The sequence below is a fragment of the Meiothermus taiwanensis WR-220 genome, from assembly GCF_003568585.1.
GTDB lineage: Bacteria > Deinococcota > Deinococci > Deinococcales > Thermaceae > Meiothermus > Meiothermus taiwanensis.
In genome coordinates, this window is record NZ_CP021130.1 from 2446278 (window position 1) to 2471017 (window position 24740).

The following is a 24740-nucleotide window of genomic DNA, read 5'->3' on the forward strand; positions in this document are numbered from 1 at the left end:
TTCAGGCATCCGAGCGCAGGTGCACGTGGACGTGGAACACCTCCTGCCCGCCTTTCTCGCCCACATGGATGCGGATGAAGTAGCCCTCGAGGCCCAGCTGCCTGGCGATGCGGTTGGCCGTGAGCATCAGCTTGCCCAGCTTGAGCGCACCCTCCGGGGTGTCGGGGTAGTCGGCCAGGGTGGGGATATATTCTTTGGGGCAGACTAAAATATGCACCTTCGAGCGCGGGCGGATGTCTTTGAAGGCGATAAATTCCTCGTCTTCGTACACGATGTCGGCCGGCAGTTCGCGGCGGATGATCTTACCGAAAACCGTGGGGTTCTCCATATCGCCTAGACTATAACGCTTCTGAAGCGGGGCCTGGCAAAATAGTGGGGAGGTAAGTCTATGGGATCACTACCGGCAAGGGCCCTCTGGACGGGCGTTTTTCTAATACTGGTCTCCACCCTGGCGGTTATGGGCTCCAAGCTCACCCCCACCGCGCTAATCCCCGGAATTCTGGGCCTCTTGATTGCCTTGATGGGCATCTGGGCCAACAGAACCCCCAGCCAACAGCCACTGGCCATGAACATCGCGCTGGGGCTCTCGCTGCTGGGCCTGCTGGGTTCGCTGCGCGGCATCCCGGACTTCATCACCCTACTGGGGGGCGGCACGGTGGAGCGACCGGTGGCCGCCATGGCCCAGTTTGCCACGGTGTTTATCTGCCTGGGCTTCGTCCTGCGCTGGCTGGTGGAGCGGCGCCGCAAGGCCTAGTCTTTTCAGACCACGGGCAGCAGGTAGCGGGCTGGTTCTTCCTTGATGGCCTCGAGCCGGCCCTGCAGGGTGTAACCCTCGATGGCCTCCACGCGCACCCAGGCGGTCTGGCCGATGCGGGCCTGTCCGGTGCACTCGACCTCGTAGTAGTCGGGGGTATGACCGTAGGCCTTGCCCCCGCGGAAACTTTCGACCAGCACCTCCACCGTACCACCCAGCTTGGGCCGCACCCGCGCCTCGGCCAGGCGGGCCGCCAGGGCCTGAAGCTCTTTGTTGCGGCGCTTACGGACTTCGATGGGCACCTGCGGTAGCGAGGCCGCGCGGGTCTTGGGGCGTGGGGTGTAGGTGAAGACATGCACGCGGCTGGGCCGCACCTCCTCCAGGAAGGCCAGGGTCTCCTGGTGCTCGGCCTCGGTCTCGGTGGGGAGACCCGCAATCACATCGGTGGTGAGGGCAAACCCAGGTATCCAGTCGTAGGCTTTCTGCACCAGCGCGCGGTAGTAGTTTTTATCGTAGCGGCGGCCCATCAGGGCTAAAAGCCGCCCCGAACCCGTCTGCAGGCTCAGGTGCAGGTGGGGGCGCACCTGGGGGGCAAAGCGCTGCATTACCTGCAGAAGCTCGTCCCCGGTGTCCTCGGGTTCGATGGAAGACAGGCGCACCTTGGCCCCCATCAGAGCAAGTTCCTCTACCAGGCCGGCAATCCCGCGGGGGTGGCCTTTGTAGGAGCCCAGCCGCACCCCGGTCAGCACGATTTCCTGCACCCCCGCTTCCAGCAGAGCCTCGGCTTCCGAAAGCGCATCGCGGTGCCCGCGGTGGCGTTCGCGCCCGCGCAGGCGGGGGATGATGCAGTAGGCACACCCCGCGTTGCAGCCGTCCTGCACCTTGAGAAAGGCCCGCACGTAGTTGTTCAACAGGCCCCGCTCGCCGGCCCCCCAGAACTCGTTGGGCGGGGTGGTGATGGGGTCGGCGGGCAGGCCAAAGTGTTGCAAGATCAGGCCCGGCAGCTCGGCCTTGCGGTTGTTGGGCACCACCGCGTCGGCCCCCAGCTCGGCCAGTTGATCGGGAGCCAGCTCGGCATAGCAGCCCGTCACCACGATGAAGGCCGCAGGGTTGGCCCGGCGGGCCCGGCGCACCTCTTTGCGGGCGTCGGCCTCGGCAGAGGTCGTGACCGCGCAGGTGTTGATGACCACCAGATCGGCCCCTGCTTCGGGGGGCACCACCACCGGCTGCAAAGGTTTAAGCAGGCCCACCAGGGCATCCGATTCGACCTGGTTAACCTTGCATCCTAAGGTTTTGACCGCCAGCCGCACCCCTTCCATCAGGGGCATTGTGGGCCACGGCCCGCCTCCGGTCAAGGGTCGGTGAGCACCAGACCCGACACATCGTCGTCGGAGGCATAATCGTCCAGGGCACAGACCGCCTTGAGCTTTACCACCTGGGCGGGGAGATCGTCGGGGCCAAACTCGCCGGTGGTGGTGCTGCGGGCCACGCGAGCCACCTGCTCCTCGAGCAGCGCCAGCAGCTCCGGGGTGGCCTTGCGTACGCCAACGGGCAGGTTTTTTAGCACATGGAAGGCCACCGGGTATATGTCCTCGAGGCAGTGCAAAGCCTCCAGCACCTCCGAGCTGGAGGCCAGACCCCGCCCAACGGTGTTGCGCATCCGTTCTGGCAAGGTTTCCTCTTCGGTCTCCACAATGCTGGTTACGTATAGATCGAAACCCGTGTGGTGCCGGTGAATCCAGATCTTGAGCAGTTCACGCAAGGCGGGGGTCTGGCCGACCAGCATAGAGCCGGGCTCGAGTTCGTAGATCGCCTCGGCAAGTATTCGCATACAACCACTGTAGAACAGACACCCTTGGGACAAGGCACACCCTGAGCGTTACGCGGGCGCTGAGCGTTACGCAGGCTCCTGTTATACCGGATTCAAAAAGATAATCTTCCAAAGCAAAGACCTCCAGAGGCTATCTTTTTGAATCCTAGAGCACTCCCTTCCAAGGGGCAGTATCGCCCTCCGCTACGCGGATAACTTCGGTCGGGTTAGTTCGCCACCATTCGGTGACGAACTAACCGAATCTGGTATTAGCATGGGGCTGTGCTAACCCTGCAAGATATCCAACACGCGGCCCAGCGCATTGCCCCCCACATCCACCGTACCCCGGTATTTACCAGCCAGGGGCTGGACAAGCTTCTGGGCCGCCGCTTTTTTTTCAAGGCCGAGCACCTGCAAAAAACCGGCAGCTTCAAAGCCCGGGGGGCCCTGAACGCGGCCCTCCAGCTACAAAACCCCAGGGGCCTGATCGCGGTCTCCTCGGGCAACCACGCCCAGGGGGTGGCCTATGCGGCCCAGGTGATGGGGGTGCCGGCCCTGGTGGTGATGCCGGAGGACGCCTCCCCCACCAAAAAAGCGGCCACAAGGGCCTACGGCGCCGAGGTCTACGACCAGGGGGTGACGGTAGAGAACCGCGAGCAGGTGGTGCGCGCGCTGGCCGAGGAGACGGGTTTTGCGCTCATCCACCCGTTCGACGACTTGCGGGTGATGGCCGGCCAGGGCACCCAGGCCCTGGAACTTTTGCAACAGGTGCCCGATCTGGACGCGGTTTTGGTGGCGGTGGGTGGGGGCGGGCTGATCTCGGGCATTGCCACGGTAATCAAGAGCCTGCGGCCCGCGTGTGAAGTGATCGGGGTGGAACCCGAAACCGCCAACGATGCCCAGCAGAGCCTTCAGGCGGGGCGGCGCGTGAAGCTGTCGCAGGCCCCCAGAACCGTGGCCGACGGGGTGCGCACCCTGGTGGTTGGCGAGAAGACCTTTCCGGTCATGCAGCGCCACGTAGACCGCATCCTGACGGTGCCGGACGAGGTTACCTTGGAAGCCCAGCGCCTGATGATGCAAAGGCTCAAACAGGTGGTGGAACCCACCGCCGGGCTGGCCTTGGGGCCGGCCCTGATGAGCTACGACCTACCCGAGCGCATTGCGGTGATTGTGTGCGGCGGAAACTGGATGCCCTGAAGGGGGCTAGCGCAGCAGCCTTTCCAGAACCCCCCGCACCACCCGACCGGTCTGGGCCATCAGCACGGGGTCGGCGAAAGTATCGGTGGGGCGGTGGTAGTTGGGGTCGAGTCCGCGGAAGAAGAAGAGCACCGGCACCCCGGCTTGGGCAAAGGGTACGTGGTCGCTGCCCCCGCCCGGCGCACTGCCACAGGCCACCTGCAGGGCGTTGCAATCGGCCAGCGCCCGCAGCTCACCGCTCCCGCCGATGCCCAGGGTGCCATTCACGTTGACGCCCACCATATCCAGGTTGAGCATGCCCTTCAGGCCCCGCACAATTTCGGGGTTCTGTTCTACAAAACGCCTCGAGCCCCACAGCCCATCCTCTTCTCCATCAAAAAACATGAACCAGATCTGCGCTGAAAGGGGGCTATCGGCCAGCTGGCGGGCCAGCTCGAGCACCGTCACGGTGCCGGAGGCGTTGTCGTTGGCCCCGGGGCTGCCCGGCACCGAGTCGTAGTGGGCCCCCACAACGACCAGCGGATTCTGGCTACCGCGCCTGGCGATCACGTTGCGCCCCTGTACCTCCTCGGTCAGGATGCGCACGTCCAGCACGGCGCGGGTTCCTGCTTGGCTGAACAGCCCAGCGCCATCGCTCTGCGAGAGGGTCACCCCCGGAATGGGGCTGTTGCCGCCAAAGGTGAAGCGGGTGCCGCTGGGCTCCTCGGTCAGCAGGACAATGCCCACAGCCCCCCGCTCGGCGGCCAGCCGGGCCTTCTCGAGGCCGGGAATCCCACCCCGGCGCACCACTGCAATGGCCCCCTGCAGGTTCAGGTTGGCGAAATCGGCGGCCAGCCCCGCCCCCGGCACCACCGCCAGCGGCCCCTCCACCCGTCGGCCCGGGCTACCCGCGATGCTGCTGACCGGAAAGGTGGCCGCGCCCACCTGGAGGCTCGAGCCCTGGTCGCGGGTACGGCTGTAGGTGAAGGGCTGGAATTCCACCATGTAGCCCACCTTGCGCAGCTCAGCAGCCAGGTATTCCCCAGCCGCAGTGGTAGCGGGCAGCCCCGCGACCCGCGGCCCCTGGGATAACAGGGCCTCTAGGTCGGCCTGCATGCGCTCGGTAGAAAAAGCCTGGGCCAGGGCCAGCAGCCCGATGGTCACCAGCCCCAGAACCCCCCGCGAAAACAATTGCCGGCTCATGCCCCAATTCTGCCATCCGGCCCATGAGTTGGATGGGGTGGGGTTATCATACCTGCCCCCCAGGCAGGGCGAACCAACCCGACCGAAGTTAGGGCCCTACCGCCCCTTGGAAGGGAATGCCCTGGGATGCAAAAAGATAGCCCCTGGAGGTCTTTGCTCTAGGAATCCGGTGTCAATCCTTGAACAGGTTATCGAAAGCCGACTGGCTACTGCTCTTGCGCTTGAGGCGAAAGAGATCGTTTTTTAGCTCGATCCGGTCTTCTTGCAACAGCAGCTCGAGGGTGCGCCGCAGCTCATCCCTGGACAGGGTCTCACCCTCTTCGTCCAGCCAGTGCATTATGTCCTTCTCGCTGGCAAAGCGCAGCGTCTCGATAGCTTTTAGCACCCAACCCCGGGTATCCATACCTGAATATACCGTGTCGGTAAACCAAATTGGGTGAAGCCCCGCCCAAGCGCGTTCGGGCGCAAAAAGTGGCTCCCGGGGCGCGTTCTATATCCCACAACGTCTTTCATTAAGCCCCCATCTTGTCGCACAATAGAGGCGTGGATCCCTTCAGGGAGTACCAGGACTACGTCATCGCGCACCGTCTGCGCGAGGCCCTGGACTTCTTTCCGGGCAGGCTCTACTCGCTGAGCGAATACGCCACCCTGCGCCTTCGTCGCAGTGAGTTGGTGCGCAAGCTGGTAGGCCGCCAGGGCGATCCTGCGCTTTTATCACGCATTGAACAGATCTCCGACGACCTTAATTTTGGCTTTTGGTCCAACCCCGGCCTGCTTAAGGCCTTCCTGAAGCGTTTACCTCCCCAACGGCACCCCTTGTTGTGCAGCCCCGAAGCCTTCGAAACCCTCCTCTCGCACACCGAGCGGCTTCGGCTCAAGGAACCTGGCCTGGCCGGGCGCTATTACCTGGGATGGCTGCGCCTGCCGGCCCTGCTGGACGAGCCCCAGGTATTCGAACACGCCATGCTCGAGCAGGAACGTCTGGCTGAAGCCCTGGGGCTCTTCCTGGACGATTTTCACAAGGTTGCCGGTTCAGGGTAGGCCACCACCACCCCATAGCCGGCCTCGAGCTCGATCTCCACAGGGCCCAAAGCCAGATTGGAAAGGGTCTGGGTACTCCCCAAGGGCACGCTGGCTCTGTGTAAAGACCAGCGCGTCCCACGGAGGCTCAGACCGGAAAAACCTCCCAGCGGCAACAGGCTTAGCCTGCTATGGGGCGGCAGGTTCAGCCGCAGGATTCCCGGCAATAAAGGATGGGCTTCCTCGTTGCCCGAGGTCAGCAGGGTCGGCACCCCCTGCTGAGCCAGCCGGATACCCAGCAGCAGATGGGCCAGGGTCTGGTCGGTCTGGCCCCCCATGGCCCCCACCAAAACAAGTTGCTCGGCCCCCCGGGCCAGGGCGGCCTGGACGGCCAGTTCACCATCGGTGAAGTCCTTGGCCGCTGGATGAACCTCGCGGGGCACCTGGGCATAGGCCTGCTGAAGCTCCGGGGAGGCCGAGTCGAAATCACCCACCCATAGCTCGGCCGCGAGCCCCAGGGCCTGGGCGTGGCGCATACCGCTATCGGCAGCAATAACCCGGCTCCCAGCCACCTGGGCTTTGAGCCGCTCGGTCGGGGTAACCAGGCCTCCTAGCAGAATGGTGAAGCGTTGCATGGGGTACAGGGCGCTTAGTGGGCTCGAGGGGCTTCGAGTGACGTATGCTCAGCCCCCGGGCCGTCCTCCAGCACAACCACCTTAGACCAATCGACCTGTAGCTGGACGGTATCGCCAGGGCGAAGCCCCAGCTCGGGGCCCTCCAGGTACAGCCTACAGCCTCGCCAGACCAGCTCGAGGCCCACCACAAAACCCTTAAAAACCCGCTCTTCCACCCGCGCCTCTTCCCCATGGCCCAGGGTGATGGCCTCCGGCGGCAACAGGTGCGGGCGGGCCGGCAGCCCCACCTGTTGGCTCTGCTGGGCCGACAGCAGGTTGCGGTGGCCCAGAAAGCCGGCCACCCAGGCGTTTTTAGGGTTGCGAAAAAGCTGTTCGGGCGAGCCGGTCTGCACAACAGCACCGTTCCTCAGCAGGGCCACCTGATCGGCGATTACAAAAGCCTCGGACTGATCGTGGGTCACCACAATGGTCGGCACCTCGGTCTGCCGTAAAATGGCCCGCAGTTCCCACAGCAGCTCATTCCGCAGCTTCAAATCCAGGGCCCCCAGCGGCTCGTCCAGCAACAACAGGCGGGGCCGGCTGGCCAGGGCTCGAGCCAGCGCAACCCGCTGGCGCTCACCGCCCGAAAGCTGGTGGGGGCGTTTTTGCGCGTGAGGCCCCAGATGGGTCAGATCCAGCAGTTCGGTCAGGCGCTGCCGGATGCTGGCCCCATCCCAGCGGGCCTCCCGCAAACCAAAGGCTATGTTTTCCCAGACCGACAGATGCGGAAACAAGGCATAATCCTGAAACACCAACCCCACCCGGCGCGCCTCCGGGGCCAGGAAGGTGATCTCGCTTCCATCCAGCCAGATTTCCCCAACCTCCGGGGCCTCCAGACCCGCTATCAGCCGCAAAAGCGTGCTTTTACCGCTGCCCGAAGGCCCCAGCAAGGCCAGGGTCTGCCCCGCCTCGACCTCGAGGGAGACCCGCAGCCGGAACCCCGGATAGCTTTTGCCGAGCCCCACCAGCCGCAACATAATCCTAGCCTACAGCCAAGCGAATCATACCCTGCATTGTATGAATGTCCTGGCACTTCAGTTCTATGATGGCAGCTATGAGCCTGGTGGCGGCTTTTCTAGCTGGCCTGCTTTCCTTCCTCTCCCCTTGCGTCCTACCCTTGGTGCCCACGTACCTGCTGTATTTGGGTGGAGAACGGGGACGACCCCTGTTCAACGCCCTTTTCTTTGTGGGTGGGTTCTCGCTGCTGTTTTTGCTACTGGGGCTCCCCTTCACCCTGCTGGGTGGTTTTTTATCGGAAAACCGGCAATTGCTGGGTCGGGCAGGCGGCGCAATCCTGGTGCTGTTGGGGCTGTATATGCTGGGTCTAAAACCCAAATGGGGCGTTAACTGGCGATACCAAGGGGACGCCAGCCGCCCCTGGGGGGCTTTTGTGCTTGGTGCCGTTCTGGGACTGGGCTGGACTCCCTGCATTGGCCCGATTCTGGGGGGGATTCTCACCCTCACCGCGGCCGGGGGTGGGATCGGCTTCCTATTGGCTTACATCCTGGGGCTGGGTGTTCCGTTTTTGCTGGTAGCCCTGTTCACCGACCGCATCCGCCCTGTGCTGCGTCAGGCAGGCCGCATCTCCCGCTGGGTCGAAGCCGCAGCGGGTGTGGTTCTGGTGGCGGTGGGCCTGCTGATGTTCACCGGTACTTTCACGCAGCTCAATAGCTTCTTCCTAAAAATCACACCCGAGTGGCTGTGGAACCTCGAGAAAAACCTCATCAGCCCTTAAGCGGCGTGTATGTTAAGTGCTATGTTGATCGAGGCCGCATCGGTCTGCAAACGTTACGGGCGGGACTGGGTGCTGCGCAACCTGGATTTTCAACTGGCTAAACACGAAGTTGTCGCCTTGGTAGGCCCCAACGGCGTGGGCAAAACCACCTTGCTAAGGGTGCTGGCTGGGTTGGTACGGCCCACCCAGGGTTCGGTCAAGCTAAATGGAAGGGTGGGTTTTTTAGCCAATCCACCGGCTTTCCACCGCCACTTCACCGGAGCCGAAAACCTGCACTACGCGCTCCGGCTCGATGGAAAATCCGGCAGTCGCAAGGAAATTCGCGCTGCACTGGCCCAATTTGGCCTCCCCTACGACAAACCCGTACTCAGCTACAGCAGCGGTATGAAAAAACGCCTGGCCATGGCCAGGTTGCACCTGCAAAACCCCGATATCTGGCTGCTGGACGAGCCCGAAGCGGCCCTGGATGCACAAGGGCGGGGTTTGCTGGAACACCTGGTACAGCAAGCGCGCTCCAGAGGTGGTGTGGTGATCGCCACGCACGACAAAAGCTGGCTCTCCCTGGTAGACCGGGTGGTCGAGCTACAAAGCCCATGAGGCCAGCTCTGCGGCCTCATAGCAGATTCGGTCGGTTCACCGCCGGAAAGCAGCGAGCCCACCCGACCGAAGTTATCCGCGTAGCGGAGGGCCCTACCGCCCCTTGGAAGGGAAGGCCCTAGGATGCAAAAAGATAGCCCCTGGGGGTCTTTTGGGATCCGTATCGCTCTACAAAAACGCGCATCCTTCCCAGCCCCCTAAAGCAATCCCCGGACGGCCCCGCCTTCCACCATGATGGCCTGGCCGGTCAGGTAGCTGGCCCGGGCCGAGAGCAGAAAAACCGCCACATCGGCAATTTCCTGGGGGTGGGCCATCCGGCCAGCCGGTATCTGGGCAGTTTGCTGGGCGTACGCGGCTTCCAGGCTGATACCCTGCTGTTGAGCCCGGAAAGCAAATACCTCCTCCACCCGCTCCGTGCGGGTATAGCCCGGCCCCAGGGTGTTGACCGTGATACCAAAGGGCGCCACCTCCCTGGCCAGAGTTTTGGCATAACCGGTCAGGCCTGCCCGCAGGGCGTTGGACAGGGCCAGGTTCTCGATGGGCTCCTTCACTGCCAGCGAGGTGATGAACAGAATTCGGCCAAACTGCCTAGACTGCATGCCGGGAAGCAGCGCACTGACCAAAGCCACCATCGGATACCAAAGCTGCTCTGCGGCCGCCCGAATGTCCTGCACCTTCAAATCCCGAGCCGCCCCGGGCCGGGGCCCCGCTGTGTTGCCCAGAAAAAGCTCCACGGTACCTAGCTTTTGCGTCTCCACCACCAGGTGCTCGAGCGCACGGTCTTGCGTGAGGTCGGCTGCTATGGCGTGGGCCTCCCCCCCAGCAGCCCTAATTTCGCGCACCAGCTCCTCGAGCTTCTCACGGTTGCGGGCTGTTACCACCACTCGAGCCCCCTCCTGGGCCAGGGTGGTCGCGATGGCCCGTCCGATCCCCTGCGAAGCACCCGTCACCAGGGCCAGCTTGCCGGCAATACCAAGCTGCATGGACGTGCCCCCAACATCTACTTTAGATACTTTACATACCAGCTTAGGGTCGGGCCGCTGTCGCGCAGATGTTCAAAACCCACCCGTTCCCAGAAGCGCTTGGCCTGCTCGTTGTTGCCATACACCACGGCATATAACCGATCCATCCGGCCACTCAACTGGGCCTCGAGCTGCTCCACAGCGGCCTTGCCCAAGCCCTGGCCCTGCAGCTTTTCCTCGATTAATAGCAGGCTGATGGTAGCTGAGTGCAGATCGGGGTGGGCCACCTTATAGTCCAGGAAACCCACGGCACGACCCTCCTGCATAAGCAGCACCGCCTGACGCCGGGTGTCGTGACGGAGGGTCTCGAGCTCACGCTGGATATCGTTGAGGGTGGGCATATCCCCCCCAATCAGGGCAATGTAGGTGGGGCAATTCAAGTACAGGTTGTGCACAATTACAGCCGAATCGGTGGTCACAGGCAGGAAAGCGAGGCGTGTAGAAACTTTCATACTGTTCAACCAGATTGTAAGCAATAAGGCTGGGTTGCGTTGTAATTTTCAACCTGCCAGGGCCGTGCTTTCAACGATCAGCCGACTTTATGCCCAGGGCTTCCAGGGCTTTTTCAAAGGGCAGGTCGCGTCCGGTGTTGGCGAGCTGCTCGAGGGAGCTCTCTACCACAAAGTCTGGGATGGCCCGGGGCGGATAGGGTGTACCGTCGGCGAAAAAGGCCCGGTTGTAGGAGATGCTCAAAGCCCCACCATTGATCAGATTGAAGGGGCGGGTGGTGGTGTTGCCGATGCCCAGGGTGGCCACCCCAACCAGCGGCCCTACTCTGGCCCGCTGGATGGCCGAGGCCAGGTACTCCCCCCCTGAGGCGGTGTTCCCATCAATCAGCACCACCAGCGGCCCGCGCCAGCGAGCCAGGAAAGGGAGGTTGGCGGTCTCGGTCTGGCCGTTGCGGGTGATGGTGAGCCGCCCATCGCGGATGCGAAACTCGGTGCGCTCGGTATTGTAGCGGTCTACCAGGGCCACATAGGCATCGTCCAGGAAAGCGGCCGCCGTCAGTATCATCTCGTTGAGCAGGCCACCGCTGTTACCGCGCAACTCCAGCACCAGGGCCCGCACATTTTTCTGCTGGGCTTCACGCACCAACTCATGCACCCGGCGGCCCACCTGGCCCTGTGCATCAAAGTTGGGGATTTTGAGCACACCCACGCCATCGGGTCGTATTTTGAGGGAGGGGAAGCGGGCCAGGTTAATCTCGCGTCCGGTCAGGGTGATCTCGAGGCGCTGGCGCTCAGGGCCGCGCAGAATGGTTAAAACCACCGGACGCCCCGACTGCACCGACTGCGTCAAGAACTGAACGACCTGGTTATCGTCGGGGAACTCGCTCAGAAGCCGACCGTTAATGGCGATGATACGGTCGCCATAGGCCAGCCCGGCCTCGTCAGCTGGCCCCCCCTCCACCACATCCACAATGAGGCGGTCGCGGGAACCGGGTATGGGCAGGTGGCTTACACCAATGCGCAGCGTGCGGGAAGGAGCGTTACCCTGACGGCTTTCGCGGGAGCCCCGCAATTCCTCGGGACTCAGGTAGTAGGTGTGGTTGTCGTTGAGTTCCCCTAGCATCTGCTCGATGACGGGGACGGCTTGCTCGTAGGGGCAGGTGTCTTTCTGGGGTGCACAGGCACGATCCAGTGCGCTCTGGTAGCGCGCTGTCAGCTCTTTGAGGTTGAGCGTAGCCGGGCCGTTGTAATAAAACTCCAGATAAAAACTGGCCTGATCGAAGAGATCCTGGGCCGGTGAGGCCAGGGAAAGCGAGCCCAGCAGCAGGGCCAGGGTGGCAAACAGTTGGCGCATAGCATTCACCTATCGCAGCATTTCCAGGGCGCGTTCCAGCACCGGATCACGCCCAGCAACAAGGGCCTCGAGGTCGTCCTCCACCAGCACATCGGGGCTGACTTTGAGGGGGAAGGGCGAGCCATCCAGGTTGCGCATTCTAAGTGAAGAAACCGCGATAAAATCGCCGTTGATAAGGGGGCCCTCGGCGCTACCCGACATCCCCAGGGCACCAGCGGTGGGCTCACCCACCACCTTGGCCCGACCTGCCGCCTGCAGGAAGTAGGCCAGCATCTCGGCAGAGTTATAGGTATGGCGATTAACCAGCACCACCACCGGGATGCGGGCCAGGTAAGGCCGCTCGAGAGCGCTCTGCTCCTCCTTTTCGCCTCCCTCGGGTTGTACGTAGAGCCTGCCGTTTTCCACGGTGTGGGTCTCGTCCAGCCCCTGGAAGCGGCGGTCGTAAATGAACCCCCCCTTGCCAGTAAAGGCCGCCGCCGCCAGCAAGGCTTCCGAGTCGTAACCGGTCAGGGCATCGCGCAGGTCGATCACCATCCCACGAGCCCCGGCCTGCTCCGCCCGGCGCGCGGCCTCGTGGATGCGCTGGGCGGTGGAGTAGCTGTCCGAGCTGTAAAGGTGATAGATGCGCAGATAGGCGATGTTGTTGTTGATCTCCAGCCTGGGCTGCATGGTGGCCTCGGCCACCCGTGGGGTGAGGGTCGCGCTGCGGGCCGTACCCTGCCGGCTATAACGCAGGCTAAAGGGGCTGCGGGCTGCTTCAGCCGCACTCAGCCGGGCCAGGGTCGCGGGCTGGTCTGCAATCTGGGTAATCAGGTCGCCCCGGCGCAGCCCGGCCTCGTAGGCGGGCTCACCGGGAAAGGCCTCGCTCACCACCAGCCCCCTGGGAGTCTCGCGTACCCAGACCCCTATCCTGGGGGCCGCGGGCCCCAGGCCGGCCCCATAGCGCTCGTCATCGATGAGCTGATCTCGCGTGACCAAGACCGTAAACGGATCGGCAATATCCCGCACAATGCGCTCGATAACCTGTTTGGCTTTATCAAAACCGCAGCGGCTGCCTTCAGAAGCGCAGAGCCGATCGAGTTCCGGCTGGTACTGCCGCCGCAGCTCCCTGAAGGGGGGAACCTTGGCCGGGCCGTTGTAGTAAAAACCGATTAAGAAGGTGGCCTGGTCGAAAAGATCCTGGGCAGGCGAAGCCACCGCTGAACCCACCAGGGCGAAGGCTGCCATACCGCTTAATAGCGCATGTCGTAGGGCCATATTTCCTCAATGATACGCTAAAAAATGATAAGCGAATGGCAGCCGGGCCTGGCCTGTAATACCAGATTCGGTTAGTTCGGCGCCGGAAGGCAGCGAACCAGCCCGACCAAAGGGCATGCTCGCGAAGGGCCTGGATAATTATGAGTCCGGTATAACAACGAACCCCCGGCCTCGGCGATCCGCCAAAGCCTTCTGTAGGAGGCCCTGCCAATCGGGCCTGCCCGGCTAGACCCGCTTAAAGAGCAGGGTGGCGTTCATGCCCCCAAAGGCGAATGAGTTGGAGAGGGCGTAGTCTACCTGCCTGGCTCGAGGGGTGTTAGGCACATAATCGAGGTCGAGCTCGGGGTCGGGATCCTCGAGGTTGATGGTGGGCGGTAGAATGCCGCTGGCCAGCGCCTGCACGGTAGCCACAGCCTCGATGGCCCCCGCCGCGCCCAGCAGGTGGCCAATCATGCTCTTGGTGGAGGAGACCGCGAGCTTATAGGCATGGTCGCCGAAAACCTTTTTGATGGCCAGGGTCTCGGCCTTGTCCCCAACCGGCGTGGAGGTGCCGTGGGCGTTGATGTAGCCGACCTGCTCGGGGTCGGTTTTAGCGTCCTTGAGGGCCGCCCGCATGGCCAGGGCTGCACCCGCGCCCTCGGGGTGGGGCTCGGTGATGTGGTGTGCATCGGCGCTACGGCCAAAACCCACCAGCTCGGCGTAGATTTTGGCGCCACGGGCTTTGGCCCGCTCGTACTCCTCCAGCACCAGCACCGCCGCCCCTTCCGAGAGCACAAAGCCATCGCGGCTTTTGCTGAAAGGACGGCTGGCCTTCTCGGGTTCGTGGTTGCGGGTGGAGAGGGCCCGCATCACCCCAAAGCTGCCAATGGCCATCTCGGTGACCACCGCCTCGGTGCCGCCGGTGAGCATCACATCGGCCTCCCCCATCTGGATCACCCGGAAGGCGTTGCCGATGGCATCCGAGCCGGTCGCACAAGCGGTCACCACTGTGGAGGAGGGCCCCATGAAGCCATATTTCATGGCTAGTTGGGCCGAGGCCATGTTGGCGATCATCATGGGGATGAAGAAGGGCGATAGACGGGTGCCGCCCTTCTCGAAGAGCACCTTGCTCTGCTCCTGCCAGGTAATCATGCCCCCGATGCCGGTTCCAATCAGGGTACCGACGCGGGTGGGGTCTTCTTTCTCAACCTCCAGCCCTGCATCCTGCAAGGCCAGATGCCCGGCAATCAGGGCCAGTTGGGTGAAACGATCCAGGCGGCGCAGCTCGCGCTTGTCTATGTATTCCTCGGGGTTGACGTCCACCTCGCCCGCAATCTGCACAGGGTAGCTCGAGGCATCGAACTGGGTGATGCGGCGGATGCCCGACCGGCCCTCGAGCTGGGCTTTATGGAAGGCTTCGGCTCCGATGCCGTTGGGGGCCACCGGGCCAATTCCGGTAACGACGACGCGACGCATAAAGGTCATTATAGACCACTGCTGCAATTGTTCTAAGTCCAAGCGCTAAAGGCCTGTTGCAGACAAAACAGCTACCCAAGGGCAAACTGCTTTCCCTGGTGGGGGCTGACGTATACTAAGGAACGGTGATGTATGGCTGGTCATAGCAAATGGGCACAAATTAAGCGCAAAAAAGCCGCCAACGACCTAAAGAAGGGTAAAATCGTCAGCAAATACCTGCGTCTGATTGCCGCCGCGGCCAGGGCCGGGGGCAGCACCGACCCCGCGGCCAATGTTAACCTGCGCAACCTGATCGAAGCCGCCCGGGACGCCGATGTACCCAACGACAACATCGAGCGCCTTTTGAAGCGACTGGCCGGTGGCGACGACGAGGGGAGCAACTACGAAGAGATCGTTTACGAGGGGTACGCGCCGGGTGGGGTGGCCATCATCGTGCAGGCCCTCTCCGACAACCGCAACCGCACCGCCTCGGAGGTGCGCCACATCTTCAACAAGCACGGGGGCAGCCTGGGGGCTACCGGGTCGGTCTCGTGGCAGTTTGAGCGCCGGGGCTACATCTGGCTCGAGCCCAACACCGAGGCCGCGCAGGAAGCCGCCATCGAGGCCGGGGCGATTGATCTTCAGGAGAGTGAAGAAGGTCTGGAGATCTACACCGACCCCCAGGAAGTCTACGCTGTAGCCAACGCCCTCAAGGCCAAAGGCTTCAAGCCCGAGGACACCGAGATCACCATGGTGCCGCAAAACACCATGAGCCTGAGCCAGGAAGAGGCCGAGAAGGTGCTGCGCATGGTGGAGGCCCTGGAGGAGCTCGACGACGTGCAGAACGTGTACACCAACCTGAACCTCGAGAACGTCTCGATTGGGGCTTAGCTAAACCAATAGGCTATCGGCTCACAGCCGCCCTGCCCCAGGTGCATTAATCTTGGGTACTTAGAAGCTGACCTCTTGCTGCATAGTGTCGGCTGTGGGTTCAGGCCATGCTGCAAATCATCGAACGTTTTAGAGAAGATATCCAGGCCGTGCTCGAGCGGGATCCAGCGGCTCGCGGGCCTCTGGAGGCCTTTTTGTTCAGTCCAGGCATGCACGCCTTGTGGATGCACCGGCTCAACCACTGGCTCTGGCGGGCCAATTTCAAGTTGCTGGCCCGCATTCTGGCCCACTTTACCCGCCTGCTCACCGGGGTCGAGATTCACCCCGGCGCCCGCATTGGCCGCCGGGTGGTGATTGACCACGGCATGGGCATCGTGATTGGCGAGACCGCCGAGGTGGGCGACGATGTGCTGATGTACCACGGGGTGACCCTGGGCGGCACCGGCTTCACCCGCGAGAAGCGCCACCCCACCATCGGCAAGGGGGTGCTGCTGGGGGCCCATGCGGTGGTGCTGGGGCCAATTGTGGTGGGCGATGGGGCCAAGATTGGGGCCGGGGCGGTGGTCACCAAACCCGTGCCCCCCGGCGCAACCGCCATCGGGAACCCGGCGCAGATTATCGTTCGGGAAGAGGCGCTCGAGGCGCTCGAAGTCTAAAGGATCAGCATGGCATCGCCCAGGCTATAAAACCGGTAGCGTTCGGCCACCGCGGTCTGATAGGCCTGTTTCATCAGCCCGTGCCCCATAAAGGCCGAGACCAGCATCAGCAGGGTGGATTTGGGCAGATGAAAGTTGGTAATCAGAGCGTCTATCACGTTAAACCGGAACCCTGGGCGAATGAATAGCTGGGTCTCGCCGCTGCCCGCTCGCACCCCGCTTAGCTCGGCACTGTAGGCGGTCTCGAGGGTGCGCACCACTGTGGTGCCCACCGCGATCACCCGCCGCCCTTCGGCCTTGGCGCGGTTGATGGCCTCGGCGGTTTGGGGCGAAACCTCGTAGGGCTCCAAATGCATCACGTGCCGGTCGGGGTCGTCGTGGACGGGCTTGAAGGTGCCGGGGCCCACGTGCAGGGTGACGTAGTGAATATCCACCCCCAGCCCCCGCACCCTGTCCAGCAGTTCGGGGGTGAAGTGCAGCCCCGCCGTGGGGGCCGCCACCGAGCCGGGGGTCTTGGCGTACACGGTCTGGTAGCGGGCCGGGTCTACCGAGGCGTGGATGTAGGGCGGTAGCGGCATCTTCCCAATGTTTTCCAGGTGTTCCCAGACATTGCCGGAAAACCTGAGCAGCCGGGTTCCGTCTGCTTCGATGGCCTCCACGGTAGCGAAGAGCCCATCGGGAAAGGTCAGCCTGGAGCCTACCTTGGCCCGCTTGGCGGGTTTGAGCAGGGCCTCCCACAGCCCAGGGCTGGAGGGAATTTCCCGCACCAGCAGTACCTCGAGCGCCGTTCCGTGCGGATTGGTGGCAAAGGTGCGGGCCGGAATCACCTTGCTCTGGTTGAGTACCAGCACATCCCCCGCCCGCAGGTACTGGGGCAGGTCGCGGAAGATGCGGTGGGCCATCTGGCCGCTGCTGCGCTCAATCACCATCAGCCGCGAGGTGTCGCGGGGCTCGGCACCGCTCTGGGCTATGAGTTCGGGGGGTAGAGGGTAATCGAAGTCCTCGAGGTTCATGGAATGAGGGTTAGGACTCGCTGCGCGGTATGAGGGTTCGCTCCCGATCTTTGCTGGGCACAAAGGCATTCTCGATCTCGGGCAGGTGGATGAAGCGGTCTACCGCATCGATCAGCTTTTGCGAGGTGGTCTCCTTGAAGGCGATCACCTCAACCCGGATGCCGCGTTCCATCAGCACCTCCACGATGTCCACAAAGTCGCCGTCGCCACTGCCCAGCACCACCACGTCCAGGGTGTGCATAAGCCGCACCATATCGGCGGCGATGCCCATATCCCAGTTGCCTTCGTAGATGGGCTTGCCCTCGTCGGTGGTCTCCTTGAGGGTCAGGTTCATGCGGCGCACCCGGAAGCCAATGGTGGAGAGCTTATAGATAAAGGGCCAGGCCGAGGTGTCGTGTTCGCGCTCGACCACGTAGGCGGTGGCCCGCACCAGTTGGCGGTTGGCCACCGCATAGCGCATCAGGCTTTCGAAGTTGACGTTCTGCCCGTAGTAGTCGCGGGCCGAGTGGTAGAGGTTCTGGGTATCTACGAACAGGCCCACACGCTGATGGGGGCTCCAACCGGGGATACGGCTAAAAGGGTCGTTCATCAAAGCTCCTTTTAAAAATCGAGAACTGCAAAAGGGGGTTAGCCCGTGTGAAATTGTACCAAATCGTCTTCAAAAAAATGCGCGGGGCCCGGTTTTGCAAGGTTGTACAGGCCCCGCCTCGCTTTTTGAGTCCTAGAGCACTCCCTTACCTGGTATGAAAGGGATCCAGGCGCGGGGCTGCACAGAAGCAGCCCTCGAGCAAGCCCTAGCGCAAGGCCGCCAACTCGCGCCGGGCGCGCTCGAGGTCGAAGCGGTCGGCGGCGGTCTTGGGGGCAATGGCCAAAGCAGCCTCGTACTGCTTGCGGGCCTCTTCTTTCTTACCCTGGGCCGCCAGCACCCCGGCCAGCTCCACCTTGTGGATGATGGTCTGGGGCTCGAGCTGGATGGCCTCGTTGAACAGCGGCATAATCTGGTTGCCGTTGGCCCCGTACAGCCAGCCCACGTTCTTGGAGATGAGCGAATGGTGCCATAGGGCCAGCGCGACCCTGGCCCCGGCATGGCGGGGGTTCAGGCGCAGGGCCCTATCCAGGTTCTCTTTGATGCTGCTAGCCAGGCCCAGGCTTTCCAGAATGCCCCGGTACTGCGAAAGGCGGCCCTGGGCTCGAGCCAGCTCAAAATAGGCCTCGGCGTTATCCGCATCGGCCTGGATGGCCCGACGGGCGGCGGCTTCGGCCCGACCAAACCAGTCGGCTTTCTCGTTGTCTTTAGCCAGGTAGCCTGCAAAATAGCTGGCCGCCTTGGCCGCCAGCACAAGGCCCTCCGCATTACCCAGGCGTAAACCAGCCTCGTACGCTTCCTGAAACTTGCCGTCGTCCACCAGCTTCTCAACCGCTGCGACATTTTGGGCCAAAGCCAGCGACCAAAGCACCATCAAAACCAGCACCAGACTCCTCACAGTTTCCTCCCTGTATAACGGCACACAACCTACCACAAAGTCGCACGGATTGTACCGGATGTGCATCTGTGGGCGGCAACCCTGGATGTGCATGTTACACTACCCCCATGGTAGCGTTACGAGCGGTTCCTTTTGCCGTGGGAATCGCCCTATTTGCGTTTACGGCCTTGGCCCAGCTTGGCGCCGAAGGCTACTACACCCAGTGCAAGGCCCTATACGACCAGGGGGTGCGGGATAGCGCCAAGGCAACCTGTCAGCTCGCGCTGGTGGACAACCCCAATCACCTGCCCAGCATCAAACTGCTGGGACGCATCTACCTGGAGGAAAACAACCTGGGTGCGGCCCAGCCCTTCCTTCAGCAAATGAAGCAACTGGGCCCCCAAGACCCCGAGGTGGCCCTGCTGGAGGCTCGCTTTTTGCTGTTGGAGGGGCGGCCATCCGAGGCGCTCGAGCGCCTGCCCCGGGGGCTCAACACCGAAGCAGTGCTGCTGAGAGCCCAGGTACTCGAGGCCCTGGGCCGCTACGAGGAGGCCTACGCCACTTACCTCCGAATAACCGCCTCGGCAGAGGCTCGCTTAGGAGCCGCCCGGCTTGCAGAGCGTCTGGGACGGCCCCAAGAAGCCCTGGGCTTGCTGGGGAGCAGTCCTAAAGAACAGCTAGCGCAAGCCCGCTTAATGTGGCTTTCTGGCAATTCCCGCGCAGCAGCAGAGGCCCTTGAAGAAGTCCTACCCCGCCTGGGCCCCCTGGAAAAGGACTACATCCAGACCTTGGGTCTGCTGGCAATGGTCTATTACGGCCTGGGGGAGTTCGAAAAAGGCGCCCTGGTTTTGCGACAGCTGTCCTCGAGGGTCAGCCTGCCCAGCAGCCTGCTCAGCAAGGTCTGGCCGTGGCTGGCTGTATTTTTGGTTTACCTGGCGCTGGTGCTCTACGGTGAAAGCCGTATTGAACCGATGCGCACCGTGGAAATGGGCAACGAGCGGCGCTTTGGGCCCGGCTCGGTTCACCTGTGGCTCCTGCTGGCCATTGCTTTAGCGGGCTTGTCCAGTATAGGCATCGGACAGGTGCTTTATCAGAACTTACTGGCCCTGTTTACCCCTTTCCAGGGACAGGTTGTGCGCCCGGTGTTTTACTTCTTAATGGGTGCTTTCGCGCTGCTCATCGCCTATCGAATGGTAGGGCAGCCGGGCCTGATCCAGGCCCTTGGGCCGCGCTCGAGCTGGATAGAAGGCACCTGGGCGGGGTTGGTCTTGCTGGCCTTGCTGGGCTTGTACGCTTACATCGCCAAGCCCCTAGGCCTGAGCGGGCTTGGCACCATGTATCCCATTTTCTTCGGGCTGGCCTTTCTAGAGGTGGTGATTCGCGGGGTGGGGTATCCGATCTTTAAGGAGCGCTATAAGGAGCTAAGCGGCTTGATGATCCCGGCGCTGTATGCCCTGGCGATCCCCGGGCCCACGATTTTCTTCCTGATATCCAGCCTCTTTCTGGGCTGGCTTTACCTGCGTACCAAGGGGGCGCTGGCTGGGGCCACAGCCTGGGTTCTGGCCGGATTAATTCTGACCCTGGTTGCCAACCTACCTTGGGTGCGCACACTGCTCGTCTACTGATAGCGGATTCAAAAAGGTCGTCATCCACCTCCAGAGGCTATCTTTTTGAATCCCAGAGCACACCCCTCGCTACGCAGCCTATCCCTTCCAAGGGGCGGTATCGCCCTCCGCTACGCGGATAACTTCGGTCGGGATAGTTCACCGCCATTCGGTGACGAACGATCCGAATGCGCCTGCCTGCCCCCGGCTCGAGCTTTGGGAAGTGGCTGTGCAGGGCATTCTTTATTGTATAGACTTCGTGGGGATGCAGGAAATATTCTTTCTCTCCGATTTTGGCCTGGCCGACCCCTACGCTGCGGTGGTCAAGGCAGTCATGCGGCAAACAGCGCCGGGGGTGGTTGTTCACGACCTGGCCCACAACCTACCACCCGGCGACCTGAACCGGGCCAGTTACATTTTGTACGAATCGGTGCCGTACCTGCCCAAACACTCGGTGGTGCTGGCGGTGGTTGATCCGGGGGTGGGCTCCGCTCGCCGGGCCGTCCTGGTAATCGGCGAGCGCCTTTGTTATGTGGCCCCCGACAATGGCCTGCTCACCCTGGCCTACCTGCAAGACCCCCCGCGCCGAGCCTACCTGCTGGAGAACCCCACCTACCACCTGCCCCGCAAATCGGCCACCTTTCACGGGCGCGACGTGTTTGGGCCGGTCGCGGCCCACCTGGCCTCGGGGGTTGAACCGGCCCGCTTCGGCCCAGAGCTGCCGGTCGCCGAGCTGGTGCGCCTGCCCATTCATCTGAACTTTGGCAACCACGGCGAGATACTCACATTTGACCGCTTTGGCAATGCCATCACCACCCTGCTGGCCACCCCCGCCCAGATCCGTGGCAAAAAGGTGCGCATCCGCTACCACCACATTCCGGTAGCCTCCCATTATGCCGAGGTTCCGGTAGGAAGCGCCCTGGCCTATGTGGGCAGCGCCGGGCTTTTAGAGGTGGCCATCCATCTGGGTAATGCCCAGGAGCAGCTGGGCCTAAAGCAGGGGGATCGGGTGGAGCTTTTGGGTTGACCTTTTGAGCTTCAGCCTGTAGATTGGAGAACGGTTTGCCGAGCGCAACCCCACCCAGGGGTTGGTATTCCCAAAGGAAGTGACCCAAGATGGCCAAGCACCCAGTACCCAAGAAAAAAGTCTCCAAGTCCCGCCGGGATATCCGCCGGGCTGCGGTTTCCACCCTCACGGCTCCCACCCTCATCAAGTGCGCCAACTGCGGGGCTTTGATCCCACCCCACAGCGTCTGTGATAGCTGCGGCTACTACGCCGGCAAGAAAGTACTGGAAGTCCAAGCCTAAATCTGGCTGCAAAAATCCCCAGACCGGCACGATCCGTCGGCTGGGTTTGCTTTTTTCCCTTGCCGTGGCCATATCCGCCGGGCCTGCCGTCTAGACTTGGTTCAAACTGCATTCCGGCACAAGGGGGGGTCGGGGTGTTATCTTTGTTGAAGTGCCCTATGCTTTTGGGGCAGCTTTAGGAGGCAACGTTGAACATTGGTATCCTTGCCCTAGGCACCTACGCCCCCGAGCGGGTGATGACCAATCACGATTTTGAGAAGATCCTGGATACATCCGACGAGTGGATCGTCAGCCGCACGGGAATCCGTGAGCGGCGGCTGGCCGCCGAGGGGGAGTTCACCTCACACCTGGCTTTCCGAGCTGTAGAAGACCTCATACGCCGTCATGGGCGTAGCGCGCTGGAAGGGGTGGATCTGGTCATCGTGGCCACCAACACCCCCGACGCCCTTTTCCCGGCCACGGCTGCCCTGGTGCAGGATCGCTTTGGTTTGAGCGCCGGCGCCTACGACCTGCTGGCGGGCTGCCCGGGCTGGGGTTATGCCATTGCCCAGGCCCATGCCATGGTAAAAAGCGGGCTGGCCCGCAAGGTGCTGACCATTGGCTCTGAGACCCTCTCCAAAATCCTCGACTACACCGACCGCTCCACGGCGGTGCTGTTTGGCGATGGGGCCGGGGCAGCGGTCATCGGCCCGGTGCCAGAAGGGTACGGCTTCAAGTCGTTTGTGCTGGGGGCCGACGGTTCGGGGGGTAAAGAGCTGATGCTGCGCTGCATCGCCGACAAGCTGCCCGACGGCAGCCCCATGCGCCAGTACGCCTACATGAACGGGCGCGAGGTCTTCAAGTTTGCGGTGCGGGTGATGAACACCGCTACGCTCGAGGCCATCGAAAAAGCCGGGCTGAAACCCGAGGACATCAAGTACCTGATCCCCCACCAGGCCAATGCCCGCATCATCGAGGCGGCCCGCGAGCGCCTGGGGTTGCCCCCGGAGCAGGTCTGGGTCAACGTAGACCGCTACGGCAACACCTCCACGGCCTCCATGCCCATCGCGCTGCAGGAGGCCCTGGACGCAGGTAAGATCCACAACGGCGACCACATCCTCTTTGTGACCTTTGGCGCGGGCCTCACCTGGGCCGCCAGCGTGATGACCTGGTGGCAGCCGGACTAGGGCAGGCGCATTTGCAACACGCTGGAGGTGCAGCATGATGGCAGCTTTGTTCCCCGGACAGGGGTCGCAGGAAATTGGCATGGGCCGGGCGCTTTATGAAGGCTCGAGGGCGGCCCGCGAGGCCCTGGAGCGGGCCGAGGCCGCTTTGCCCGGTTTGCTTAAGTTGATGTGGGAAGGCCCGGAGGAGGAACTCAAACTAACCGCCAACCAGCAGCCGGCCCTCCTGGCGGTGGGCTACGCGGCCTTCCAGGCCTATCTGGAAATGGGCGGTGCGCTACCCAGCTTCGCAGCGGGGCACAGCCTGGGCGAGTGGACGGCCCATGTGGCCGCCGGCACCCTGAGCCTGGAGGACGGCCTGCGCCTGGTGCGCAGGCGCGGCGAGTACATGCAGGAAGCCGTGCCGGTGGGGGCGGGGGCCATGGCCGCCGTTTTGAAGGTTCCCGCCCAGACCATCCAGGAGCTGACCGCCGGCATTGCTGGGGTGGAGATCGCCAACTACAACTCGCCCGAGCAAACCGTCATCTCCGGCACGGCCGCGGGGGTTGCAGAGGCCGCTGAAGTGTTGAAAAGCCAACGGGCTCGAGTCATACCCCTGCCGGTCTCGGCCCCATTTCACTCCTCGCTGATGCGGCCTGCTCGGGAGCGTCTGGCCGCCGACCTGGCCCAGGTGGAGCTCTCCACCCCCCGCTTCCCGGTGTACTCCAACGTGCTGGCCCAGCCCGAGACCCGCCCCCCGGTAATTCGGGAGCTGCTGCTGGAACAGATCACCCATGCGGTGCGCTGGGTGGAGATTCTGCAGCACCTGAAAGAGCAAGGGGTGAGGGTGTACCTCGAGTTCGGCTCGGGTAAAGTACTCACCGGCCTGGTGGGGCGCACCCTGGAAGGGGTGGAGGCACGTGCGCTAACCAACCCACAAGAAATCGCCGAGAGCCTGGCCGTGTTGGGGCAAGGCTAACATCTGGAGGAAGTATGCGAAAAGCGCTGGTAACAGGTTCGTCGCGTGGAATCGGGAAAGCCATTGCCCTGGAGCTGGCCCGGCGGGGCTATGCCCTGGCGGTGCACTATGCCGGCAACCAGGCCGCCGCCGAGGCCACCGCCGCCGAGGCCCGGGCCCTGGGGGCCAGCCAGGTGGTGGTGCTGGGGGCCGACCTGAGCAGCGCACAAGCGGCTCAGAAGCTGGTGGCCGACGCCAACGCCGCCCTGGGTGGACTGGAGGTGCTGGTCAACAACGCCGGCATCACCCGCGACACCCTTCTGATCCGCATGAAGGACGAGGACTGGGATACGGTGATCGCCACCAACCTGAGCGCCATCTTCCACACCACCCGCGAGGCCATCAAGCTGATGATGCGGGCCAGATGGGGCCGGGTCATCAACATCAGCAGCGTGGTGGGCCTTCTGGGCAACCCCGGCCAGGCCAACTACGTGGCGGCCAAGGCGGGCCTGATTGGCTTCACCAGGTCGGTGGCCAAGGAGTACGCCGCCCGGGGCATCACCGTCAACGCCGTGGCGCCAGGGTTTATTGAGTCGGACATGACCGCCAAACTGCCCGAGCAGGTTGTGGCCGAGTACCTCAAGCAGATCCCCGCCGGGCGCTTCGGTAAGCCCGAGGAAGTGGCCAAGGCCGTGGCTTTTCTGGCCTCGGACGACGCCGCCTACATCACCGGACAGACCCTGTGTGTGGACGGCGGCATGACCCCGCACTAGAATGCTCGAGCCCCGCCTGGCCCCGAGGCCGGTTTTGATGTGGTAGAATCCCGCACGGTAGAATAAACCCTAACCTATGGAGGTTAAAACATGGCAATCCTGGACGATGTAAGAGAGGTAATTGTGGACAAACTCGGCGTGGATGCCGACAAGGTAGTGCCCGAAGCCCGCTTTATCGAAGACCTGGGCGCCGATAGCCTCGATACCGTGGAGCTGATCATGGGCCTGGAGGATAAGTTCGGTTTGGAGATCTCCGACGAAGAAGCGGAAAAAATCCGCACCGTACAGGACGCCATCGATTTCATCCAGAGCAAGCAAGCTTAGAAAAATTTAGTGCGGCGCGGCCCGGTTCTGCTCCAGGCGAACCAAGACGGTATTGCTTGCTTAAAGCAACGAGCCGGCCCACAAAGAGCGAGGGAGGGGCCGGGGCCCCTCCCTCCAGGTTGG

General features: G+C 62.8%; 29 protein-coding genes. 14 read left to right on the forward strand and 15 right to left on the reverse strand.

Annotated features, from left to right (window positions below; translation table 11 throughout):
- Nucleotide 1 precedes the first annotated feature (1 nt).
- The gene (locus tag MTAI_RS12040; RefSeq protein ID WP_027887035.1) at nucleotides 2-328 is read right to left on the reverse strand and encodes a histidine triad nucleotide-binding protein; all 327 of its coding nucleotides are present in this window, start codon (nucleotides 326-328) and stop codon (nucleotides 2-4) included.
- Between the two features lie 60 nt (nucleotides 329-388).
- On the opposite strand from MTAI_RS12040, the gene MTAI_RS12045 reads away from it, so the two are divergent.
- Nucleotides 389-754, forward strand: coding sequence for a hypothetical protein (locus MTAI_RS12045; RefSeq protein ID WP_027887034.1), 366 nt, complete (start codon nucleotides 389-391; stop codon nucleotides 752-754).
- A 5-nt stretch (nucleotides 755-759) separates the two neighbouring features.
- Here the strand turns inward: MTAI_RS12045 and MTAI_RS12050 are convergent, their stop codons facing one another.
- Both MTAI_RS12050 and MTAI_RS12055 read right to left on the reverse strand, forming a co-directional pair.
- Nucleotides 760-2064 carry a MiaB/RimO family radical SAM methylthiotransferase gene (locus MTAI_RS12050; RefSeq protein WP_027887033.1) on the reverse strand — a complete coding sequence of 435 codons (1305 nt, stop codon included), beginning with the start codon at nucleotides 2062-2064 and terminating at the stop codon, nucleotides 760-762.
- 41 nt (nucleotides 2065-2105) lie between these two features.
- Nucleotides 2106-2585, reverse strand: a complete 480-nt coding sequence (locus MTAI_RS12055) for a hypothetical protein (RefSeq protein ID WP_027887032.1) — start codon at nucleotides 2583-2585, stop codon at nucleotides 2106-2108.
- Between the two features lie 261 nt (nucleotides 2586-2846).
- On the opposite strand from MTAI_RS12055, the gene MTAI_RS12060 reads away from it, so the two are divergent.
- The gene (locus tag MTAI_RS12060; protein ID WP_027887031.1) at nucleotides 2847-3761 is read left to right on the forward strand and encodes a threonine/serine dehydratase family protein; all 915 of its coding nucleotides are present in this window, start codon (nucleotides 2847-2849) and stop codon (nucleotides 3759-3761) included.
- Nucleotides 3762-3767: 6 nt separating this feature from the next.
- On the opposite strand, the gene MTAI_RS12065 is transcribed toward MTAI_RS12060, so the two are convergent.
- The gene (locus tag MTAI_RS12065) at nucleotides 3768-4943 is read right to left on the reverse strand and encodes a M28 family metallopeptidase (RefSeq protein ID WP_027887030.1); all 1176 of its coding nucleotides are present in this window, start codon (nucleotides 4941-4943) and stop codon (nucleotides 3768-3770) included.
- A gap of 172 nt (nucleotides 4944-5115) precedes the next feature.
- Complete coding sequence (locus MTAI_RS12070) at nucleotides 5116-5328, reverse strand: hypothetical protein (protein WP_342585816.1); 213 nt, start codon at nucleotides 5326-5328, stop codon at nucleotides 5116-5118.
- A 158-nt stretch (nucleotides 5329-5486) separates the two neighbouring features.
- On the opposite strand from MTAI_RS12070, the gene MTAI_RS12075 reads away from it, so the two are divergent.
- Entirely contained in the window at nucleotides 5487-5984 is a 498-nt protein-coding gene (locus tag MTAI_RS12075; RefSeq protein WP_027887028.1) for a hypothetical protein, read from the forward strand.
- Here MTAI_RS12075 and MTAI_RS12080 read toward each other — a convergent pair.
- Complete coding sequence (locus tag MTAI_RS12080) at nucleotides 5960-6598, reverse strand: thiamine diphosphokinase (RefSeq protein ID WP_027887027.1); 639 nt, start codon at nucleotides 6596-6598, stop codon at nucleotides 5960-5962. The two genes, MTAI_RS12075 and MTAI_RS12080, sit on opposite strands and share 25 nt — an antisense overlap.
- A gap of 14 nt (nucleotides 6599-6612) precedes the next feature.
- Nucleotides 6613-7614: an ABC transporter ATP-binding protein gene (locus MTAI_RS12085; protein ID WP_027887026.1), complete on the reverse strand. Its 1002-nt coding sequence runs from the start codon at nucleotides 7612-7614 to the stop codon at nucleotides 6613-6615.
- A gap of 68 nt (nucleotides 7615-7682) precedes the next feature.
- Here MTAI_RS12085 and MTAI_RS12090 point away from each other — a divergent pair, with 68 nt between their 5' ends.
- Together MTAI_RS12090 and ccmA are read left to right on the forward strand one after the other, a co-directional pair.
- On the forward strand, nucleotides 7683-8372 hold the full coding sequence (locus tag MTAI_RS12090; protein ID WP_027887025.1) for a cytochrome c biogenesis CcdA family protein: 690 nt from the start codon (nucleotides 7683-7685) through the stop codon (nucleotides 8370-8372).
- 21 nt (nucleotides 8373-8393) lie between these two features.
- Complete coding sequence (ccmA, locus tag MTAI_RS12095) at nucleotides 8394-8969, forward strand: heme ABC exporter ATP-binding protein CcmA (RefSeq protein WP_027887024.1); 576 nt, start codon at nucleotides 8394-8396, stop codon at nucleotides 8967-8969.
- Nucleotides 8970-9166: 197 nt separating this feature from the next.
- Here ccmA and MTAI_RS12100 read toward each other — a convergent pair whose 3' ends face one another.
- The 5 genes from MTAI_RS12100 to fabF all read right to left on the reverse strand — a co-directional run bounded on the left by MTAI_RS12100 (nucleotide 9167) and on the right by fabF (nucleotide 14506).
- Nucleotides 9167-9952: an SDR family oxidoreductase gene (locus MTAI_RS12100; protein ID WP_027887023.1), complete on the reverse strand. Its 786-nt coding sequence runs from the start codon at nucleotides 9950-9952 to the stop codon at nucleotides 9167-9169.
- Nucleotides 9953-9969: 17 nt separating this feature from the next.
- Complete coding sequence (locus MTAI_RS12105; protein ID WP_027887022.1) at nucleotides 9970-10443, reverse strand: GNAT family N-acetyltransferase; 474 nt, start codon at nucleotides 10441-10443, stop codon at nucleotides 9970-9972.
- Nucleotides 10444-10513: 70 nt separating this feature from the next.
- The gene (locus MTAI_RS12110) at nucleotides 10514-11794 is read right to left on the reverse strand and encodes a S41 family peptidase (RefSeq protein WP_027887021.1); all 1281 of its coding nucleotides are present in this window, start codon (nucleotides 11792-11794) and stop codon (nucleotides 10514-10516) included.
- Between the two features lie 9 nt (nucleotides 11795-11803).
- Nucleotides 11804-13051: a S41 family peptidase gene (locus tag MTAI_RS12115; protein ID WP_223299584.1), complete on the reverse strand. Its 1248-nt coding sequence runs from the start codon at nucleotides 13049-13051 to the stop codon at nucleotides 11804-11806.
- Between the two features lie 225 nt (nucleotides 13052-13276).
- A complete protein-coding gene (gene fabF, locus MTAI_RS12120; RefSeq protein WP_027887019.1) occupies nucleotides 13277-14506 on the reverse strand; it encodes a beta-ketoacyl-ACP synthase II in 1230 nt (409 codons plus the stop codon).
- A gap of 132 nt (nucleotides 14507-14638) precedes the next feature.
- On the opposite strand from fabF, the gene MTAI_RS12125 reads away from it, so the two are divergent.
- Both MTAI_RS12125 and cysE read left to right on the forward strand, forming a co-directional pair.
- Nucleotides 14639-15376 carry a YebC/PmpR family DNA-binding transcriptional regulator gene (locus tag MTAI_RS12125; RefSeq protein ID WP_027887018.1) on the forward strand — a complete coding sequence of 246 codons (738 nt, stop codon included), beginning with the start codon at nucleotides 14639-14641 and terminating at the stop codon, nucleotides 15374-15376.
- 107 nt (nucleotides 15377-15483) lie between these two features.
- Nucleotides 15484-16032: a serine O-acetyltransferase gene (gene cysE, locus MTAI_RS12130; protein WP_119361433.1), complete on the forward strand. Its 549-nt coding sequence runs from the start codon at nucleotides 15484-15486 to the stop codon at nucleotides 16030-16032.
- Here cysE and queA read toward each other — a convergent pair.
- The 3 genes from queA to MTAI_RS12145 form a co-directional block, all read right to left on the reverse strand.
- Entirely contained in the window at nucleotides 16029-17045 is a 1017-nt protein-coding gene (gene queA, locus MTAI_RS12135; protein WP_027887017.1) for a tRNA preQ1(34) S-adenosylmethionine ribosyltransferase-isomerase QueA, read from the reverse strand. The two genes, cysE and queA, sit on opposite strands and share 4 nt — an antisense overlap.
- Nucleotides 17046-17055: 10 nt before the next feature.
- Complete coding sequence (locus MTAI_RS12140; protein ID WP_027887016.1) at nucleotides 17056-17634, reverse strand: LabA-like NYN domain-containing protein; 579 nt, start codon at nucleotides 17632-17634, stop codon at nucleotides 17056-17058.
- A 205-nt stretch (nucleotides 17635-17839) separates the two neighbouring features.
- A complete protein-coding gene (locus MTAI_RS12145; protein WP_036196873.1) occupies nucleotides 17840-18505 on the reverse strand; it encodes a hypothetical protein in 666 nt (221 codons plus the stop codon).
- A gap of 131 nt (nucleotides 18506-18636) precedes the next feature.
- On the opposite strand from MTAI_RS12145, the gene MTAI_RS12150 reads away from it, so the two are divergent.
- The 7 genes from MTAI_RS12150 to acpP all read left to right on the forward strand — a co-directional run bounded on the left by MTAI_RS12150 (nucleotide 18637) and on the right by acpP (nucleotide 24617).
- On the forward strand, nucleotides 18637-20133 hold the full coding sequence (locus MTAI_RS12150; protein WP_027887014.1) for a tetratricopeptide repeat protein: 1497 nt from the start codon (nucleotides 18637-18639) through the stop codon (nucleotides 20131-20133).
- Between the two features lie 244 nt (nucleotides 20134-20377).
- Nucleotides 20378-21139: an SAM hydrolase/SAM-dependent halogenase family protein gene (locus MTAI_RS12155; protein WP_027887013.1), complete on the forward strand. Its 762-nt coding sequence runs from the start codon at nucleotides 20378-20380 to the stop codon at nucleotides 21137-21139.
- A gap of 89 nt (nucleotides 21140-21228) precedes the next feature.
- Nucleotides 21229-21420: a 50S ribosomal protein L32 gene (gene rpmF / locus MTAI_RS12160; protein ID WP_081698354.1), complete on the forward strand. Its 192-nt coding sequence runs from the start codon at nucleotides 21229-21231 to the stop codon at nucleotides 21418-21420.
- A 188-nt stretch (nucleotides 21421-21608) separates the two neighbouring features.
- Nucleotides 21609-22586 carry a beta-ketoacyl-ACP synthase III gene (locus tag MTAI_RS12165; RefSeq protein ID WP_027887012.1) on the forward strand — a complete coding sequence of 326 codons (978 nt, stop codon included), beginning with the start codon at nucleotides 21609-21611 and terminating at the stop codon, nucleotides 22584-22586.
- Between the two features lie 34 nt (nucleotides 22587-22620).
- Nucleotides 22621-23541 (forward strand): ACP S-malonyltransferase, encoded by a 921-nt coding sequence (fabD, locus tag MTAI_RS12170; RefSeq protein ID WP_027887011.1) that lies wholly within the window; start codon nucleotides 22621-22623, stop codon nucleotides 23539-23541.
- Between the two features lie 14 nt (nucleotides 23542-23555).
- The gene (gene fabG, locus MTAI_RS12175; RefSeq protein WP_027887010.1) at nucleotides 23556-24293 is read left to right on the forward strand and encodes a 3-oxoacyl-[acyl-carrier-protein] reductase; all 738 of its coding nucleotides are present in this window, start codon (nucleotides 23556-23558) and stop codon (nucleotides 24291-24293) included.
- 90 nt (nucleotides 24294-24383) lie between these two features.
- On the forward strand, nucleotides 24384-24617 hold the full coding sequence (gene acpP, locus MTAI_RS12180) for an acyl carrier protein (RefSeq protein ID WP_027887009.1): 234 nt from the start codon (nucleotides 24384-24386) through the stop codon (nucleotides 24615-24617).
- The last annotated feature ends 123 nt before the right edge of the window (nucleotides 24618-24740 follow it).

Coding starts and splice junctions, on each gene's coding strand:
- MTAI_RS12040 (WP_027887035.1), bottom strand. CDS start 328: ATGGAGAACCCCACGGTTTTCGGTAAGATCATCCGCCGCGAACTGCCG.
- MTAI_RS12045 (WP_027887034.1), top strand. CDS start 389: ATGGGATCACTACCGGCAAGGGCCCTCTGGACGGGCGTTTTTCTAATA.
- MTAI_RS12055 (WP_027887032.1), bottom strand. CDS start 2,585: ATGCGAATACTTGCCGAGGCGATCTACGAACTCGAGCCCGGCTCTATG.
- MTAI_RS12065 (WP_027887030.1), bottom strand. CDS start 4,943: ATGAGCCGGCAATTGTTTTCGCGGGGGGTTCTGGGGCTGGTGACCATC.
- MTAI_RS12080 (WP_027887027.1), bottom strand. CDS start 6,598: ATGCAACGCTTCACCATTCTGCTAGGAGGCCTGGTTACCCCGACCGAG.
- MTAI_RS12085 (WP_027887026.1), bottom strand. CDS start 7,614: ATGTTGCGGCTGGTGGGGCTCGGCAAAAGCTATCCGGGGTTCCGGCTG.
- MTAI_RS12090 (WP_027887025.1), top strand. CDS start 7,683: ATGGCAGCTATGAGCCTGGTGGCGGCTTTTCTAGCTGGCCTGCTTTCC.
- ccmA (WP_027887024.1), top strand. CDS start 8,394: ATGTTGATCGAGGCCGCATCGGTCTGCAAACGTTACGGGCGGGACTGG.
- MTAI_RS12100 (WP_027887023.1), bottom strand. CDS start 9,952: ATGCAGCTTGGTATTGCCGGCAAGCTGGCCCTGGTGACGGGTGCTTCG.
- MTAI_RS12105 (WP_027887022.1), bottom strand. CDS start 10,443: ATGAAAGTTTCTACACGCCTCGCTTTCCTGCCTGTGACCACCGATTCG.
- MTAI_RS12110 (WP_027887021.1), bottom strand. CDS start 11,794: ATGCGCCAACTGTTTGCCACCCTGGCCCTGCTGCTGGGCTCGCTTTCC.
- MTAI_RS12115 (WP_223299584.1), bottom strand. CDS start 13,051: ATGGCCCTACGACATGCGCTATTAAGCGGTATGGCAGCCTTCGCCCTG.
- fabF (WP_027887019.1), bottom strand. CDS start 14,506: ATGCGTCGCGTCGTCGTTACCGGAATTGGCCCGGTGGCCCCCAACGGC.
- MTAI_RS12125 (WP_027887018.1), top strand. CDS start 14,639: ATGGCTGGTCATAGCAAATGGGCACAAATTAAGCGCAAAAAAGCCGCC.
- cysE (WP_119361433.1), top strand. CDS start 15,484: ATGCTGCAAATCATCGAACGTTTTAGAGAAGATATCCAGGCCGTGCTC.
- queA (WP_027887017.1), bottom strand. CDS start 17,045: ATGAACCTCGAGGACTTCGATTACCCTCTACCCCCCGAACTCATAGCC.
- MTAI_RS12140 (WP_027887016.1), bottom strand. CDS start 17,634: ATGAACGACCCTTTTAGCCGTATCCCCGGTTGGAGCCCCCATCAGCGT.
- MTAI_RS12145 (WP_036196873.1), bottom strand. CDS start 18,505: ATGGTGCTTTGGTCGCTGGCTTTGGCCCAAAATGTCGCAGCGGTTGAG.
- MTAI_RS12150 (WP_027887014.1), top strand. CDS start 18,637: ATGGTAGCGTTACGAGCGGTTCCTTTTGCCGTGGGAATCGCCCTATTT.
- MTAI_RS12155 (WP_027887013.1), top strand. CDS start 20,378: ATGCAGGAAATATTCTTTCTCTCCGATTTTGGCCTGGCCGACCCCTAC.
- rpmF (WP_081698354.1), top strand. CDS start 21,229: ATGGCCAAGCACCCAGTACCCAAGAAAAAAGTCTCCAAGTCCCGCCGG.
- fabD (WP_027887011.1), top strand. CDS start 22,621: ATGATGGCAGCTTTGTTCCCCGGACAGGGGTCGCAGGAAATTGGCATG.
- fabG (WP_027887010.1), top strand. CDS start 23,556: ATGCGAAAAGCGCTGGTAACAGGTTCGTCGCGTGGAATCGGGAAAGCC.
- acpP (WP_027887009.1), top strand. CDS start 24,384: ATGGCAATCCTGGACGATGTAAGAGAGGTAATTGTGGACAAACTCGGC.